Genomic DNA, 16,647 nt, shown 5'->3' with positions numbered 1-16,647 from the left:
TAGTAAAAATTTACGAAGGATATTATCGCGATCATTTTCGGCGGCCTAACCTCGGAATAATCATCATCGAATCTTTACATCATTTTCTCGGCAACCTGATAGCTTCTTCGTAGCCGGGCGTCGGCGTGGCGGATGACGCCCATGCCGGGGTCGGTGGTTAGGACGCGTTCGATGCGGCGGGCGGCTTCCGGGCGTGCCGTCGGCGACGATGACCTGTCCGGCGTGGAGAGGAATATCCGATGCCGACGCCGCCGCCGTGGTGGAGCGGACCCAAGTCGCACCGCCCGCCACGTTGATCATCGCGTTGAGGTAGACCCAGTCGGCAATGGCGTCGGAGCCGTCTTTCATCGATTCGGTCTCGCGGTTTGGCGACGCGACGCTGCCGCAATCGAGGTGGTCGCGGCCGATGACGATCGGGCTTTCAGTTCGCCGGAGGCGACCATTTCGTTTAGCTTCAAGCCCGCCTTGGCACGAGCCCGTAACCGAGCCAGCAGATGCGTGCGGGCAGGCCCGAAATTCGACCTGCTCCTGCGCCATCGTCAGCCAGCGGGCGAGATGGTCGTCCTCGGGAAGAGGTTCATTATCGCCTCGTCGGTCTTGTAGATGTCTTCCTTATCGCCCGAAAGCGCGACCCAGCGGAACGGGCCTTTACCCTCGCAAAAGAGCGGGCGGATGTAAGCCGGCACGAAGCCGGGATAATCGAACGCGTTCGCGACGCCGTTGTCCTTTGCACGTTGGCGGAGGTTGTTCCCGTAATCGAAAACGACCGAACCTCGACGCTGGAATTCGAGCATTGCCTCGACATGTCGGGCCATTGAGTCCATCGCACGGCGTTCGTAAGCTTCTGATCCTTCTTTCGGAATTCGGCCGCTCTTCGACCGTGTATCCGACGGGAATGTAACCATAGAGCACATCGTGGGCCGAGGTTTGGTCGGTGACGACGTCCGGCGCGATGCCGCGTTCGAGCAGTTCCCAATGTATCTCAGCGGCGTTGCCGAGTAAGGCGATGGACTTCGCTTCTTTGGACGCCAGGGCCTCGTTTGCGATGGCGATGGCGTTGTCAAGGTCTTTCGCCGCGACATCGACCTGGTTTAGCTGCAGCCGACGCTCGATCCGCCACGGGTCCACTTCGACCAGCAAACCCACACCACCGTTGAAAGTGATTGCCTGAGCCTGAGCTCCCGCCCATCTCGCCGAGGCCGAAGCGGTCAGCACGAGCTTGCCGGCGAGCGTTCCCCAGCCGTGCTGCCGAGCGAGCGAGCCGAAGGTTTCGTAGGTCCCTTGGAGGATCCCCTGGGTGCCGATGTAGATCCACGAACCGGCCGTCATCTGGCCGTACATCATCAGGCCGTCGCGTTCGTATTGGTCGAACTGCTCCTGCGTCGCCCAGTGCGGCACGATATTGGAATTTGCGATCAGGACACGCGGTGCGTCCGTGTGGCTCTTGAAAACGCCTGACCGGCTTGCCCGATTGGACGAGCAGAGTCTCGTCCTCATTCAATTCACGCAGGCATTTCAATAGGGCGTCGAAGCTTGCCCAGTTTCTGGCCGCCTTCCCGCGGCCGCCGTAAACGATCAGATTCTCCGGGTCGAAAGCGACCTCGGCGTCTAGATTGTTCTGGATCATCCGATAGGCAGCTTCGATTAGCCAGTTCTTACAGGTAAGCTCAGTGCCCCGCGGGGCCTTCACGATTCGTGTCATAATTATGCTAAGTTTTATCGTAATTATCTAGAAGGAAGCAAAGCACGATATGAAAACTTTGAGGAATTTACTTTCTGTTTCAATAGCGGTGGCTGCAGTTTCGTTGACCGCAGTTGCCCAACAGCCTGAGGCAAAGGCGACGCCGGCGGGTACGAAATACGACGCGGAGCTGGCGAAGAAGCTTGGGGCGGACGAACGCGGGATGCGGCCGTATGTACTTGTCATCCTAAAGACCGGGCCGAAGAAAATGCCAGAGGGAGCGGAACGTAAAGCTATGTTTGCCTGCCATTTTGCGAATATGACGCGACTGGCGACGGAAGGTAAGCTCGCACTCGCGGGGCCGCTCGACGGGGTTGACGGCTGGCGTGGGCTTTTCATTTTGCCGTTGATTCGATCGAGGAAGCAAAGAAGCTGACCGAGACCGATCCGGTCATTATCAATGGCGAAATGAACGCCGAATATCATAAATACTACGGCTCGGCCGGATTGATGATGATCAATGAGATCAACGCAAAGATCGCAAAACAGAACCTCTAAAGTATTACCGAATGAACCTGCGTATTAAAGAAGTGTGCCGCGGCGGTGCTGATGTTGTTTTTTTTTGTCTCGCGGCCGCAGCACAGCAGCCGACGGGCTCGCTCTCGGGCGTCGGACGGATCAGTCAGGAGCGGTAATTCCAGGGGCGATCGTCACGATTAAGCTGCTATCAACCGGGCAGTCGCGATCTGTAGTTACGGACGCTTCCGGAAGTTACCGGTACGCGGCCGTCGCTCCTGGTCAATATGAGGTTCGAATCGAGAGGACAGGTTTTAAGACCAAAGTTACGTCTGAACCTCTGACGATCAATGTTGGACAGAATGCAACACTTAACGGCCAGCTGGAAGTTGGCGGAGTTGTTGTTGTCCTAAATTTGATCGCGTACGAGCCAAAAATTCAACTGAATGATTCAAATGTGGACAGGGTCATCGAGTCGCGTGAGATCGAAAGCCTTCCGCTCAACGGCCGCAATTTTCTTGAGCTTGCCTTGCTGACGCCGGGGAATACGATCGCTCCGAATTTTGATCCGACGAAGACGAATACGGTTGTTGTTTCGTCCGCGGGGCAGGCCGGCCGCGGCGGTAGTGTGACGGTTGATGGGGCGGACAATAACGACGACGTTGTCGGGGGTTCGCTAATAAATATTCCGCAGGATGCGGTTCAGGAATTTCAGGTCGCGACGAACCGGTTCTCGGCTCAATATGGCCGGACGGGTTCGGGGCTGATAAACGTTGTCACAAAGGGCGGGACAAACCTCGTCAGCGGCTCGGCTTCATTTTTCGCTCGCGACAAGGTGCTGCAGGGACTGCCGGCGACGTTTGACCGCTCGCTTGAGGCGCCGCCATTTGACCGCCAGCAATATGCCTTTACTCTCGGCGGGCCGTTCATCAAGGACAAGTTCTTCGGCTTCGGAGCCGTCGAATATCGCGACCAGGATGGAGCGACGCTGGTCGGCATTCGCGATGTCCCGAATCGCGTGATCCGTCGCGGGTTTGCCGAGTCACCGTTGAAGGACCTTCTGCTGACGACGCGGTTCGATATCTACGCCACTGAAAAAGACAAGTTCGGCTTCAATTACTCGTTTCAGGACGCCGATGCCCGCGGTGCGAGCAAGCTCGACCGGGCGATCGGGTCGGCGTCGTATCTTCAGGAGCTGAAGAATCGCTTTCACTCTGCGATCGGAAGCTGGAGCCGCGTCTTCTCGCCGACCGTCGTTGCCGATGTCAGCCTCAGCTTCAACAACTTCGCGAACACGACCGATCCGATCGAAGCGGGCCGGCAATTAACCTTTCCGAGTATTTTGGACGGAACGAGTTTCCGCGTTCCGCAGGCGACCGATCAGAATCGCGTACAGCTTGCAGGTAAGGTGACCGCCCTCAGCGGCAACCATGCTGTCACCTTTGGCGGGGAAGTGCAGCGAGTGACCTCGAGTATCGACCTCGGTGTTTTTCGCGATGGGCGGATCGAGTTTGTGCAGGATTTTGCCAACTTTGACCGCAACAGCGACGGCGTCATTGATGATAACGACCTGCTTTTTGCCGTCACACTTCGGAGCCAGTTTCCCGAGCGTCCGCTTTCTTTAGACAACGTCGATAACACCCATTTTGCGTTCTTTATTCAGGACGATTGGCGGGTGCGGCGAAACCTAATGATCAACGCCGGGCTCAGATATGAAGCGGACACGAACGTCAAGAACGTCTCCGGCTACGGTGCGATAAATCCGCTCGTTGCATCGTTCTACAGCGGCGACCGGAAGGCGGACTACAACAATTTCGGGCCGCGAGTCGGCTTTGCATGGTCGGGTTTTCAGGATCGGTTCGTCGTCCGCGGCGGATACGGCATTTATTACGACCGCGTCGTTCTGCAGCTGATCACGCTTGAGCGTGGGCTTGATGGCCGTGCACTTCCGGTCGTGGTCAGGGCCGGAAACGCTCTCACGGACCCGAACGGCGTCCCGATCTTTTTGGATCAAGACGGCCGGTTTCTTCCATTTGCTCCGAGGTTCAATGACCCGTTCACCGGCTTTATTTTGCCGGGTGCCGGAGCTTCGGGGATAAACATTATCGACAACTCGCTCCAAAATCCGATGGTCCAGCAATCGACGATCGGGTTTCAATGGGAGTTTGCACGCGACCTGGTGCTGAAGGTCGATTATCTTCATAACTTCGGTACGCATTTCATCATCGGCCGTGACATCGGCGTGGTCGATAATCCGGTGATCGGCGGCCGGAACGCGTAGTGAACCTCGAATCGAGCGTAAAGACCAAGTACGACGGGCTGCTGATGAGCGTCGAGCGGCGGTTTGCGGACCGCTTCGGTTTTCGGGCGTCGTACACGCTTTCGAAGGCATTCAACTATGCGAACGACGATCAGGTGCCTTTCTCCAACGGCCCGGTCAACCCGAACAACCTCGAAGCCGAATACGGCCCGGCACCGAACGACCAGCGGCATCGCTTCACCTTCGCCGGAACACTCGACCTGCCTTATGGCTTTAAGCTCTCGCCGATCCTGACGCTCGCTTCAGGCGTTCCGATGGACATCCTTTTGCCCGGCGGACAAACGCGTATTCCCGAGCTTCAGAGAAATGCCGGCGGCCGGCTTTTCCGGAATGCGGGCGAGCTTAACAGCTTCATCACCTCGCGAAACGCGGCCCGCGGCCCCGCCGACCAACTTCCGCTGGCACCGGCGGACGCCCGGTTCAATGATACGTTAAGTTCGCTTGACCTGCGCGTTTCGAAGACGTTCAAGTTCACGGAAAGGGTCCGCCTTGAGCCGATAATGGAGGTGTTCAATCTCTTCAACACAACGAACATTCTCGGCACCTCGAACACGAATTTCTCAGGCTTTGGGAATGTGCTCGGGACTCCAAGCTTTGGCCGTGCGGTGACGACGGCCGGCGGCGTGTTCGGCTCGGGCGGCCCTCGCGCATTCCAATTTGGAGGACGGCTGGTCTTTTAGCCATCAGCTTGAGCAACGATCTAAAACGACAATTTGGGGTCTGGACGGCGGTTGCGGTGATCATCGGGCAGGTGATCGGCGTCGGCATTTTTCTAGTGCCGGCGGGGATGGCGAAGTCGGTCGGGTCGCCGGCGTGGCTGTTCGGCATTTGGGCATTGGTCGGGCTGATGACGCTCTGCGGAGCGCTCTGCTATGCGGAGCTTGCCTCGCGGTTTCCGGAAGCGGGCGGGAGCTACGTTTATCTCCGCGAGGCTTACGGCAAAGGTGCGGCGTTCGTTTACGGCTGGATGGTTCTGCTCGTGCTTGACCCGGGGCTGACGGCGATCTTTGGCGTCGGCTTTGCTTCATATGCGAGCTTTATCTTTGAGCTTTCGCCGACGGCGCAAACCATTGTTGCGATCATCACGGTCCTTTCGATCGGCCTGATAACGATCATCGGCACCAGCGTCGGGGCGGGATTTCTCAAGGCGCTCACGTTCATTAAGGTCGGCACGCTGCTCTTCATCGTACTTTTCGGTTTTGGCAGCGGCCGCGGCGATTGGGCAAACCTAACGCCGTTCTTTTCCACGCCGCCGGATGTTTTCGGCGCACTGGCCGGCGGGTTTGTCGGAGCCTTTTTTGCATTCGCCGGTTGGTGGGAAGTCACGCGAATTTCGGGCGAGATCAAAGACCCGCAGCGGAACGTGCCGCGAACGCTGATCCTTGGCATTCTCGGCCTTTCGATCATTTATATCTCTACGAGTGCCGTCTTCGCTTACCTCGTACCGACGTCCAGCGTCGCGAACGACGAGGCCTTTGCCGCCTTGGCCGGACAGGCGTTGTTTGGCGAGGTCGGCGGGCTTGTGTTTGCCGCGGTCGTTTGTGTTTCGGTGATCGGAACGCTTTTCGGCTATCTGCTCGTCTCGCCGCGTGTCTATTATGCGATGGCGAATGACGGCATGTTTTTCCGAAAGGTCGGCGAGCTGCATCCGCGGTTTGGGACGCCATACCTGGCGATACTGATCCAGATGGCGCTTGCTTCCATTTTGATCGTCTCGGGCGGTTTTAATGAGATCCTCGGTTACTTCTTTTTCGTTGTGATTTTGGCGATCGGGTTCGTGGTCGCCGGATTGTTTCGCGTCCATCGCCTGCCGACCGAAGGCTACCGCACGCCGCTCTTTCCATTGCCGCTGATCGCGTATCTTGCCCTGACCGGCGTGGTCCTGCTTTTTGTCGGAATGCGTAATCCGCTGCAGACCGCCATCGGGCTTGTTGTTGTCTCGCTCGGCATTCCCGTTTATCATTTCATTTTCAAGAGAAAACATGGCCTGGATAAAAACGATAAAATTTGAGGACGCCGACCCGAAGCTTCAAGAGATCCTGATGAAGACGCGGATGTCGTATCCGCAGGAATATGCGACGCCCGCCGAAGGGGCAAGCACCATCAACGAATCGATCATCGATTCGCACACGCTGATACCGGATGCTCTTCATCATTCGTTCATGGCGTTTGCGGCGATGATGTCGCCGGAGCTTCCGCTCGAAAGGCGGCAGCACGAGATGATCGCGACGATGGTCTCGCACACGAACGACTGCTTTTACTGAGTGGAATCTCACGCAGAGTTTCTGCGTCGCGTCACTTTAGAAGAGGGGTTGATCGAGGCACTTCGCGAGGATTACACGACCGCGCCGATAACGGAGGCCGAGCGGGTGATGCTCGACTACGTTGTCCAATTGACGAAAGATGCCACGCGGATCACGCCCGAGTATCACGAGCGGCTGCGGGCGGTCGGCTTTGACGACACGGCGATCTTGCAAATAACGCTCATCGCGTCGTGGTTCAACTACATTAACCGCGTTGCCGATTCGCTCGGCATCGGCCGCGAAACGCTTTAATGGTCAATGACCTTATAATCCACAACGCCGGTCAGCTTGTCACTTGTGCCTCGCCGGGCGGGCCGAAACGCGGGGCCGCGATGCAGGACGTCGGCATAATTGCCGATGGTGCCGTTGCGATCAAAGACGGCGTTTTTACTGCCGTCGGAACATCGGCTGAGATCCTTGGAAAATACAAGGCCGCTGAATTGATCGACGCCGAAGGCCGGGCGGTAGTTCCGGGATTTGTCGATCCGCACACGCATATCGTCTATGCCGGTGACCGGCTGAATGAATTTGAACTGAAGATCAAAGGGGCGGAATATCTCGATATTCTTGCCGCGGGCGGCGGGATAATCTCGACCGTCCGGAACACACGGGCGGCTACGGAAGAGGAGTTGATCGACGCAGCTCTCGGCCGGCTCGATAAGATGCTCGCTTGCGGCACGACCGTCTGCGAAATAAAGACCGGGTACGGGCTCGACACTGCGACGGAGCTGAAGATGCTGCGGGTGATAGAAGCCCTCGACAAGCGTCATTCGATCAAAATTGTGCCGACCTTTCTTGCGGCACATGCGGTTCCGCCGGAGTTCAAAGACGACCCGGACGGCTATGTCGAGCTGATCTGCGGCGAGATGCTGCCGCAGGCGTGGGAATGGTATGCGGGCTCGCACTTTGCTGCCGACGAGACGCCGTTCTTTGCTGATATCTTTTGCGAGCGGAATGCTTTTGATGTCGGGCACGCTCAGCGAATATTTGCTGTGGCCGCGAAACTCGGCTTTCGGCTCAAGGCACACGTTGATCAGTTCACAAACCTCGGCGGGTCGCGGCTCGGGGTCGAGAGCAACGCGGTCTCGATCGATCACCTCGATGCGATCTCCGATGACGAGATCGCCTTGCTTACCGCAAGCGAAACGGTCGGTGTCGTCATCCCGACAGAGAATTTCAACGGCGGCAAAACGCAATTCGCCCCGGCGAGGAAAATGATAGACGCGGGCTGTGCCGTGGCCCTGACGACCGACTACAACCCCGGCTCGGCACCGTGCCCATCGCAGCCAATGGCGATGGCGATCGCCTGCCGCTACCAGAAACTTCTCCCCGCCGAAGCGCTGAACGCGGCAACCATAAACGCCGCCCACGCCATCGGACTCGGTGAGATGCATGGTTCGATAGAGGTCGGAAAATGTGCAGATCTACTCATCATCAATTCGAATGACTACCGGCTAGTTTCGTACGAATTTGGCGGACAGATGATCAGGACGGCACTTAAAGACGGTGAAGTTGTGGAACTAATTAGATAATTTGACGGAGGAACCGATGAAACTAAATAGTTGGGGGTCAATTATTCTCGTGCTTTTGGTTGTGGGCCTGTTGAGCGGTCTAATTTTGGGACTGCTGGGAGAAGTGTTCGGACTTTCTACAACCGTGAGAACAGGGGGGATCGGCGTAATAGTTGGCGTCGTAGGGGCGGTTCTGATCTCACGAAAGGCCTCTTCGAAATAGAAACGCTCGCAGTCTTCAAATGATAAGAGAATCGATCTATATCGATGGCGAAAGCCTTACCTTTGAGCAGGTGCTGGCGGTTGTCTATGGGCGGCCGGGCCAGCCGCGTGTTGTGCTTGACGAGCGGGCGCAGGTGAATGTGAACCGGGCGGCGGCGGCGGTCGATGAATTGCTCGAACGCGGCGAGGTTGCATATGGTATCACGACCGGTTTCGGGGCTTTTAAGGACAAGATCATCGGCCGCGAACAGGTCGAGGAGCTGCAGCGGAATATCGTCCTGAGCCACGCGGTCGGCGTCGGCGATGCGTTTGACGTGCCGACGGTCCGGGCGATAATGCTCATCCGGGCGAACACGCTGGCTCGCGGTTTTTCGGGCATTCGGCTTGAGACGCTTGAGCTTATTCTTGAGTGCCTCAATCGCGGCGTGCATCCGGTGATCCCGGAAAAGGGAAGCTTGGGTGCGAGCGGTGACCTTGCGCCGCTGGCTCATTTTGCGTGCGTATTGATCGGCGAGGGGCGTGCGGAATTTGGCGGCGAGGTGATGTCCGGTGCCGAGGCTTTGAGCAAAGCCGGGCTTTCGCCGGTCTCGCTAAAAGCAAAAGAGGGGCTTGCCCTGACCAACGGCACGACCGTGATGACCGCCCTCGGCGTGCTTGAGACCGCAAAGGCGATCCGCCTCGCGGACCTCGCCGACGTCGCGGGCTGCCTGAGCCTTGAGGCTTTGCATGGGACGGTCTCGGCATTTGATGAGCGGATCCACGCACTTCGCCCGCATCCGCGGCAGATAGATACGGCCCGCAGCCTCCGCAAGCATCTGGAGGGAAGCGAGTTTGTCCGCGATTTTGACCCGGCGAATGTGCAGGACGCCTACACGCTCCGCTGCATCCCGCAAGTCCACGGAGCATGCCGCGATGCTGTCGCCTATGCCGAATGGCTGCTCAAGATCGAGCTTAATTCGGTGACGGATAATCCATTGATATTTGTTCGCGACGCGGAGAATGCGGGACGCGGGGACGAGGGAACAGAAGATCAACTCGCCGCGGCTCCGCGTCCGGGCGTCGGCGCGTCGATAGAGGTGATCAGCGGCGGGAACTTCCACGGCGAGCCGCTGGCGCTCGCGTTCGATTACCTGACCATCGCGCTTGCGGAGCTTGGCAATATCTCCGAGCGGCGGGTGATGCGGCTGACGGATGAATCTTCAAACGCCCACGTGTTGCCTGCATTTCTGACCGAGAACGGCGGGCTGAATTCGGGCTTTATGATCGTGCAATACACGGCCGCGGCACTTTGCACCGAGAACAAAGTGCTGGCTCATCCGGCGAGCGTCGATACGATACCGAGCTCGGCGAACGTAGAGGACCACGTTTCGATGGGAGCGACGGCGGCTTTGAAATTGCGGCAGGTTGCCGAGAATCTGGCGAACATTCTTTCTATCGAGCTTTTCTGCGCGGCACAGGGCGTTGACCTCCGCAAGGCACGGATCGGTGAAGAAAAGCGGCTCGGCAACGGCACGCGGGAGATCTATGAAGGCATCCGGCGGCGAGTGCCTTTCATCCGAAAGGACGAGTATATGAAGGGCCATATGGACGAGGTCCTGGCCGTGGTTCGCGAATTTATTACCCGCACAAAAGATTGATCTGAAATGAAGATTACGAAAACATCACTCATCGCATTGTTCGCTTTTTCGCTGCTCTGGGGCTCGGCTTTGGCCCAGAAGAACGGGCCGATCGACTTCCGGCCGGTGGTCGAGAAGCGGCTCGGGGCAAAGAAGCTGAAGCTTGAGAATATCTGCCCGATCGATACCAGCATTGTCGCCCGTCGTGTTTTTAAGGACTACGGGGCGATGTTCATCGCGGCATCGGAGGTGCGGTTCCCGAGCAACTGCGTCTTTGCCAGTGAAGAAGAAGTGTCGGCGTTTCAGGGAACGGTCGCCTCAAGAACGGCGACGATCGGCGGGCGAACCATCGAGCTACAGTCTGCCGCGATGGATGCACTCGACAAGGCCCGGGCCGCAGCCGCAAAGCGCAAGCTTACGATAACGCCCCGCGGTGCCTCGGCGGCCAAGCGGAGCTATGCGGACACCTTCCGGATCTGGAAATCGCGGTTCGACCCGGCACTTAAGCACTGGACCGCCCGCGGCAAGATTAAGCCTGAGGATGCCGAGCTCGCCGCGAAGATGGAAACGACCGATCAGGTGGCTCAGGTGATCGAATGGGAGAAGGACTCGATCTGGTTCTCGACCGGCTTCAACCGCTCGATATTCTCATCGGTCGCTGCTCCGGGCACCTCGCAGCATCTTTCGATGCTAGCGTTAGATGTCGCTGAGTTTGCGAATAAAGACGTCCGGGCGATACTCAACCAACACGGCTGGTTCCAGACCATCATTGACGACACGCCGCATTTCACATATCTTGGGCTCGATGAAAGCGAACTTCCGAAGCGCGGGTTGATCGCCGCTGAGAAGGAAGGCTTCAAGTTCTGGATCCCGAATTTTGAGAGATGATGGCAATGCACTATTTGCGTTTGAGTATCGTCGCGGTGGCCGCGGTGGCGGTTGGTTGCTGGACAAGCCCGACCGCTCGGAGTCCGGAGGGCCCGCTGAATCGCGACAATCGGCCGATCAATGTTTCAAACTCGAACACGGCGAACATGGCAAACGCGAACCGCACCCCATCGGCAAACAGTAACACCGAAATGGTTGAGAAAAAGGGATTTGCAGCAAACTTGCCGGCCGATTTTGAACAGCCGTCCGACGACGTAGGGCGAAAGCTGCTTCGCGAATACGGCTCGGTCTTCGTTGCCCGCGGCGGGGCCGCCGTGCCGCTCAAGGTCGTCTTCCGCGATGAACCGGAGGTCGCGGCATTTCAGGGAACAATGCGGACCTCGACCGCTTCGATCGGCGGCTTTCAGCTTACACTCCAGGCCGCGGCGATGGACGCGCTCCGCTCCGCCATCGAGCAGGCAAAGGCTAAGGGGCTGACCATCAGCCCGCGAGGGGCCGACTCGGCAAAGCGGACCTATAACGAAACGGTCGGGCTCTGGAAAAGCCGCGTCGACCCGGCACTTGTTCATTGGGTAAAGCAAGGCCGAATGACAAAGGCGGACGCCGACCGGCTTAAAGGGCTTTCGACATTTGAACAGGTCAAGGAAGTACTCCGCCTCGAAGAGCAGGGCATCTATTTCGCCAAGGACCTTTCGAAATCGATCATCTACTCGGTGGCCCCGCCCGGAACCTCGCAGCACCTTTCGCTGCTGGCCTTTGACGTAAAAGAATTTGACAACCCGCAAGTCCGCAGCATTCTCAACGAGAACGGCTGGTTCCAAACCGTCGCCTCCGACCTGCCGCACTTCACCTACCTCGGCGCAAAAGAAGCCGAACTCCCCTCGCTCGGGCTCAAGAAGGTCACCGATTCCGGCCGCACATTCTGGGTGCCGGATATTTAACCGATGTCTTCGTAAAAAACCTTCGCCGAAACAAGAGTCTTAATATTGTGAAAAATGGGCACCTATGTGCGGCATCAGACTTTAGCCTGCTTCGCTTTCCCTTCATCGCCGACGAGTCGACCTAACCTCTTACTTCGCGCGAGTAAGTGACTTTGGTCACAGCACCAGTACCGAATAAGGAGTATGCAGAGACTGAGAGTGTGTTCGACACAAGGAGGGAAAGATGAAGTGCCTTTACCCCATTATCTTAATACTGCTTTTTTCGGCCTTCCTAATCGCTCAAACACCGCAAACCGCCGAGGAGTATTTTAATCGCGGCACTGCTCACTATAATAAAGCCGATTACAACTCAGCCATTGCCGATTACACCCAGGCCATCAGGCTCAAGCCGGATTATGCGTCTGCCTACAACCGTCGCGGCAGACTTCTCGATCTGATACACGCCGCCTGACTGCGCGACAACGGAAAGCGGAAAGGGGAAAACGGAAAAGGCTAGGAGAGCCGTCAACAATAATCTTCCGTTTTCAGTTTTAACATGCGTTTCATTTCTCCTCCTTACAAACATCCGCTGTTGGGTTCTGCGCACAGACCAGCTTCTTAAGCGCATCGATCTGCCTTTGCTGCTGCTCGATCAGCTTCTGCTGAACCTCTATCTGAGCTTGCTGTTCTTTGACGGCGTTTATCAGGACGACGGCTATTTGTTTGTATTTAACACCTTGGATTTCACCCTTTTCGGTGTAGGTGACCAACAGCGGCTCGACTTCGGCGACTTCTTCGGCGATCAGGCCAAGATCAGTTTCAAACCGTTCTTTCCAATCAAACGTCACCGGACGCAGTCTCTGGATCAGCTTCAAGCCGCTGAGCAGCGGAGCCACGTTTGTTTTGTAACGGATACTGGACGCACAGATAACAATAAAGCTCCCCGGGTTTGGGGTTGGGGCGAAGCAAGCGGCACTATTACCCGCTCCGATAGAATTTCCGACTGACAGAAAGCCCCCGACGTAAACATCGTCTAGGACCGGGCGGCCAAGCACAATGGTGTTGCTTGCTGTGACTAAGGCACCAGCGCCGATTGCGGTTGCAAATGTCAGGTTGCCGACAGAGAAATTGGCGCCGTCGCCGATGGCCGTATTGTTGCTTCCCGTTGTGTTCGAGGAGCCAGCAAACGTCCCAAAGAATGCGTTGAGGCTGCCGTCGGTGTTCGCTATGCCCGCGCCTCTTCCGAAGAATGCGTTACTGTTGCCGCCTGTGTTTGCTTCGCCTGCGGAGCGGCCAAAGAAGGAATTGCTGTTGCCACCCGTGTTTAGTGCACCTGCGTTGTACCCGAAAAACGAATTGTTGCTTGCCGTTGAATTTAACCCCGCTGAACGACCGAAATATGAGTTGAAACTGCCTGTAACATTCAATAAGCCTGTGGCATTACCAAAAAAAGAATTCTGCTCGCCGGTTGTGGTTGATTGGCCAGCTGAGGTTCCAAAAAATGAATTGGAGAGTCCGGTCGTTGCAACGCCGGCAGAAAATCCTGCAAAAAGGTTGCCGGTTCCAGGGCTTCTTAAAATTCGGCTGCCGCCTAGGTTGTATTGGGTCGTGGCATTGATAATGTTGCTCGATAGCGTGCCGCTCGCCGTACCGTTGCCGCTGATGTTGAAATTACTCGCCGACTGCGTTGATGTGCCGTTTTGAATGTAATTTGCGCTCCCCGCCGTAGGTGTCCGTGCGTCTGTCATTCGCGGGTCGGTGGTGACGACATATTGATTCGCCGCGACTCCGCCCAGGTTTAGGGCATTATTCGCCGTTGTCGCATTCGTTGCGTTTGTCGCCGTGTCGGCCGTTGTCGCGTTCAGGCTGCGCACCGCATACGGCGAACTCGTGATCGCCTGTCGCGGTTCTAGTGTTGTGTAAGCGGCGCCGCCCGCGCTGCGAACGGCAATACTGAGGAATCGATTGGCTCCCGTTAACGGTGCCGCTCCGAAATCGAGCGTGACAGCGTACACGCCGTTCACAACCGCGATATTTGGCTTGATGACCGTCGAGCCTTGCTGAGTCCCTCCGCTCGCGGCGTCAAACAGCCGGAATTCGAAATCGAAATTGCCGTTTGCCGGTGCGCTCGAAGTTTTCAGGATTCCCTGATAACTAAACTCTGTGGTCTGTGCGAGTGAGCAGACGGCAAATAGGTTTATCAAAATTGTTGCAATTATTAGCTTTTTCATTGTTGTGTTTCCTACCTGATTGATCCCGAAATGTTGGTTTGCAGAGAGTATAGACCCTAAAGATCCTTCTTAACAAGACATAAGGTCGAGAAGAATAGCAGAGTAGCGAATTAGAATAAGCGTGTCGTAATTGGTGAGCAAGGACGGCCATTCACACCATTAGAGTCACAGTGTAGCGAGAAATGTAGCAACCAAGTGCATACTTAGAGAGTCACCGAGTGCAAAGATGCCTCCTCAGTATGCGGTAAACTTCATCTGCGCCTTACTGCAATTGCGCCGGGATTGGTCTGTCGCCCGTCGTGCCGAAGCCGACTGCTGAAAAGGCGCCGTTGCTGCTCTGGAGAATGTACCAGTTTCCGTTGCGGAAGACTGCGACGTCCGATTTGTTATCGGCGTCGATTTTTCCGACAACGGGCTTATCGGTCGCAAGACCCCAACCGGTCGCCGTGAAACCGCCGTTGCTGCTTTGCAGAATATACCAGTTTCCGCCGCGGAAAACGGTGAAATCGGTCTTGTTGTCTCCGTCGGGAAGCGGCCGAACTCGTGTCGTCACGTGCCGCAATTTCATTTTCAGTAACCGCTTCAAAAACTCTACAATAATCAGAGCAAATGAACGGCATGAGTCCTACTTTGAGTCCTATTTACAAAAGAACCGGCAACCGAACCGTCTCTTCGCCTCGATAACTATTTGTAATTAAGAGAGATATGTTGGTACACCCGGCAAGATTCGAACTTGCGACCCTCTGATTCGAAGTCAGATACTCTATCCAGCTGAGCTACGGGTGCACGCAGGGAGAAGTTTAAACTCTGGCCGCTGGGTTTGCAAATATCTCGGACAAGGGCCTATAGAATTTCTCCAAAACCCGGTCAGGTTTGGTTGGAGTATTTTTCGGTGATCTGGCGGAAGTGGTAGCCCATTGCGGCGAGGGTCAGGCCGTGGGCGATGTTTGACCGGTGGTGGAGAAAGAGCTTGAGGAAATAATCCCAGAACTGGAGCCGGGCGCGGTCGCGGACTCCGAGCGTTAGAATTAGCTTTGAAAAGGCGCGAAGGTCCTCGCCGATGGTGGAAGACCGCGGTTCGATCCGGTCCTTGTGAAAACGCGAGAGGCAATCGAGCGACCGGCGATAGAATTCCCGCGGGCTGTAGATGTTCCGCAAGATGTTTTTATATCCTTCGATTAGCGTAGCCATCTCGATCTTTGGGACGAAATTCATCGTGCAGTCGGTGTTGTTGCCGGTGCTTACGTCGAGCAATCTGCCTTCCTTTTCAAGCCGCCGCCAGAGCTGTGTGTCCGGCAATGCAGTGAGCAGGCCGACCATCGCCAGCGGTATGCCGCTCTCGCGGATAAAATTGACCTGGAGGTCAAAGATGTCGTCGGGGTCGCTGTCAAAGCCGACGATGAAGCCCGCCATCACTTCCATTCCGTAGCTCTGGATCTTGTGGATCGAGCCGAGCAGGTCGCGGCGGGTATTCTGGCCCTTCTGAGCTTCCTTTAGGCTTTCTTCGACCGGCGTCTCAATGCCGAGAAAGACGCGGCGGAAGCCGGCATCTTTCATCTGCTGCAGCAAGGCGTCGTCCTCGGCGAGGTTCACACTGGCCTCGGTGATGAATGAAAATGGGTGCTCGTTCGCCCGCGACCATTCGATCAGGTCGGGCATCAGCAGGCGGACGTTCTTCTTGTTCCCAATGAAATTGTCGTCAACGATAAAGACCAGGCCGCGCCAACCGGCCGCCTTTAGAGCGTCGAGCTCGGCGAGCATTTGCTCGTTGGTTTTGGTGCGGGGCACGCGGCCATATATCTCGATGATGTCGCAAAACTCGCAGTTGAACGGGCAGCCGCGGGAATATTGCAGATTCATCGCGCTGTAATGCCGCATATCGAGCAGCGAGAGGTCGGGCACGGGCGTTGCGGCAAGCGACGGGCGCTCGTCGGCCTCGTAGATCTTGCGGGCGATGCCGAGTTCGAGGTCGTTGATGAATTCGGGCAATGTCGTTTCCGCCTCGCCGATGAAGATATGGTCGGCATCCGGCAGCCGCTCGGACGCGGTCGAAACATACGGCCCGCCGACAACTACCTTTTTGCCCATGCTGCGGCAGAGCTTAACGACCGCCTCGAGCGAGACGTTCTGGACGATCATCGCGCTGACGAAAACGATGTCTGCCCATTCGACCGCATCGGGCCAGAGCTCCTCGACATTCATATCGACGAGCCGACGCTCCCAATCCTTTGGCAGCATAGCGGAAACCGTAAGCAGGCCGAGCGGGGGAAAGGCTGCCTGCTTGCCTTCGAACTTGAGCGCGTGCCGGAAACTCCAGTAGGTGTCCGGAAACTCAGGGTACACAAGCAGAACTTTCATGATACTTAACCTTATGCCGTAGCTCGGATTTTGACAAGACTTTTCTTGCGCTGTCACAAAAGAATTACACTCGCGGGGCGA

14 protein-coding genes, 1 tRNA gene and 1 pseudogene are annotated in these 16,647 nt (G+C 56.6%); 11 read left to right on the top strand and 5 right to left on the bottom strand.

The features are described from left to right. Positions 1-74: 74 nt before the first annotated feature. A pseudogene (gene hutU / locus IPM21_17915) lies at positions 75-1,702 on the bottom strand (urocanate hydratase). A 49-nt stretch (positions 1,703-1,751) separates the two neighbouring features. Between hutU and IPM21_17910 the strand changes: the two are divergent. The 11 genes from IPM21_17910 to IPM21_17860 all read left to right on the top strand — a co-directional run bounded on the left by IPM21_17910 (position 1,752) and on the right by IPM21_17860 (position 12,449). Continuing rightward, complete coding sequence (locus IPM21_17910) at positions 1,752-2,117, top strand: hypothetical protein (GenBank protein MBK9165748.1); 366 nt, start codon at positions 1,752-1,754, stop codon at positions 2,115-2,117. A gap of 186 nt (positions 2,118-2,303) precedes the next feature. Next, entirely contained in the window at positions 2,304-4,478 is a 2,175-nt protein-coding gene (locus tag IPM21_17905; protein MBK9165747.1) for a TonB-dependent receptor, read from the top strand. Continuing rightward, the gene (locus IPM21_17900) at positions 4,478-5,197 is read left to right on the top strand and encodes a hypothetical protein (protein MBK9165746.1); all 720 of its coding nucleotides are present in this window, start codon (positions 4,478-4,480) and stop codon (positions 5,195-5,197) included. Before IPM21_17905 ends, IPM21_17900 begins: the two co-directional genes overlap by 1 nt. 8 nt (positions 5,198-5,205) lie before the next feature. Next, a complete protein-coding gene (locus tag IPM21_17895; protein ID MBK9165745.1) occupies positions 5,206-6,528 on the top strand; it encodes an amino acid permease in 1,323 nt (440 codons plus the stop codon). After that, positions 6,500-6,781, top strand: a complete 282-nt coding sequence (locus IPM21_17890; protein MBK9165744.1) for a hypothetical protein — start codon at positions 6,500-6,502, stop codon at positions 6,779-6,781. The genes IPM21_17895 and IPM21_17890 overlap by 29 nt, the downstream gene beginning before the upstream one ends. After that, positions 6,782-7,072 (top strand): peroxidase, encoded by a 291-nt coding sequence (locus IPM21_17885; protein MBK9165743.1) that lies wholly within the window; start codon positions 6,782-6,784, stop codon positions 7,070-7,072. Then, entirely contained in the window at positions 7,072-8,352 is a 1,281-nt protein-coding gene (locus tag IPM21_17880) for an imidazolonepropionase (protein ID MBK9165742.1), read from the top strand. The genes IPM21_17885 and IPM21_17880 overlap by 1 nt, the downstream gene beginning before the upstream one ends. 221 nt (positions 8,353-8,573) lie before the next feature. Further along, positions 8,574-10,190: a histidine ammonia-lyase gene (hutH, locus tag IPM21_17875; GenBank protein MBK9165741.1), complete on the top strand. Its 1,617-nt coding sequence runs from the start codon at positions 8,574-8,576 to the stop codon at positions 10,188-10,190. A 6-nt stretch (positions 10,191-10,196) separates the two neighbouring features. Beyond that, positions 10,197-11,057 (top strand): hypothetical protein, encoded by an 861-nt coding sequence (locus IPM21_17870; protein ID MBK9165740.1) that lies wholly within the window; start codon positions 10,197-10,199, stop codon positions 11,055-11,057. A gap of 5 nt (positions 11,058-11,062) precedes the next feature. Continuing rightward, on the top strand, positions 11,063-11,998 hold the full coding sequence (locus IPM21_17865) for a hypothetical protein (protein MBK9165739.1): 936 nt from the start codon (positions 11,063-11,065) through the stop codon (positions 11,996-11,998). Positions 11,999-12,221: 223 nt separating this feature from the next. After that, positions 12,222-12,449: a tetratricopeptide repeat protein gene (locus IPM21_17860; protein ID MBK9165738.1), complete on the top strand. Its 228-nt coding sequence runs from the start codon at positions 12,222-12,224 to the stop codon at positions 12,447-12,449. A gap of 91 nt (positions 12,450-12,540) precedes the next feature. On the opposite strand, the gene IPM21_17855 is transcribed toward IPM21_17860, so the two are convergent. The 4 genes from IPM21_17855 to IPM21_17840 all read right to left on the bottom strand — a co-directional run bounded on the left by IPM21_17855 (position 12,541) and on the right by IPM21_17840 (position 16,566). Next, positions 12,541-14,208: a tail fiber domain-containing protein gene (locus IPM21_17855; protein MBK9165737.1), complete on the bottom strand. Its 1,668-nt coding sequence runs from the start codon at positions 14,206-14,208 to the stop codon at positions 12,541-12,543. Between the two features lie 262 nt (positions 14,209-14,470). Then, positions 14,471-14,776, bottom strand: coding sequence for a hypothetical protein (locus IPM21_17850; GenBank protein ID MBK9165736.1), 306 nt, complete (start codon positions 14,774-14,776; stop codon positions 14,471-14,473). Between the two features lie 141 nt (positions 14,777-14,917). After that, positions 14,918-14,994, bottom strand: a tRNA-Arg gene (locus IPM21_17845). An 81-nt stretch (positions 14,995-15,075) separates the two neighbouring features. Next, complete coding sequence (locus IPM21_17840) at positions 15,076-16,566, bottom strand: B12-binding domain-containing radical SAM protein (GenBank protein ID MBK9165735.1); 1,491 nt, start codon at positions 16,564-16,566, stop codon at positions 15,076-15,078. Between the last annotated feature and the right edge of the window lie 81 nt (positions 16,567-16,647).

It is taken from the genome of Acidobacteriota bacterium (genome assembly GCA_016716435.1).
Taxonomy (GTDB): Bacteria; Acidobacteriota; Blastocatellia; order Pyrinomonadales; family Pyrinomonadaceae; genus OLB17.
This window is presented reverse-complemented; position numbering and strand designations above follow the sequence as displayed.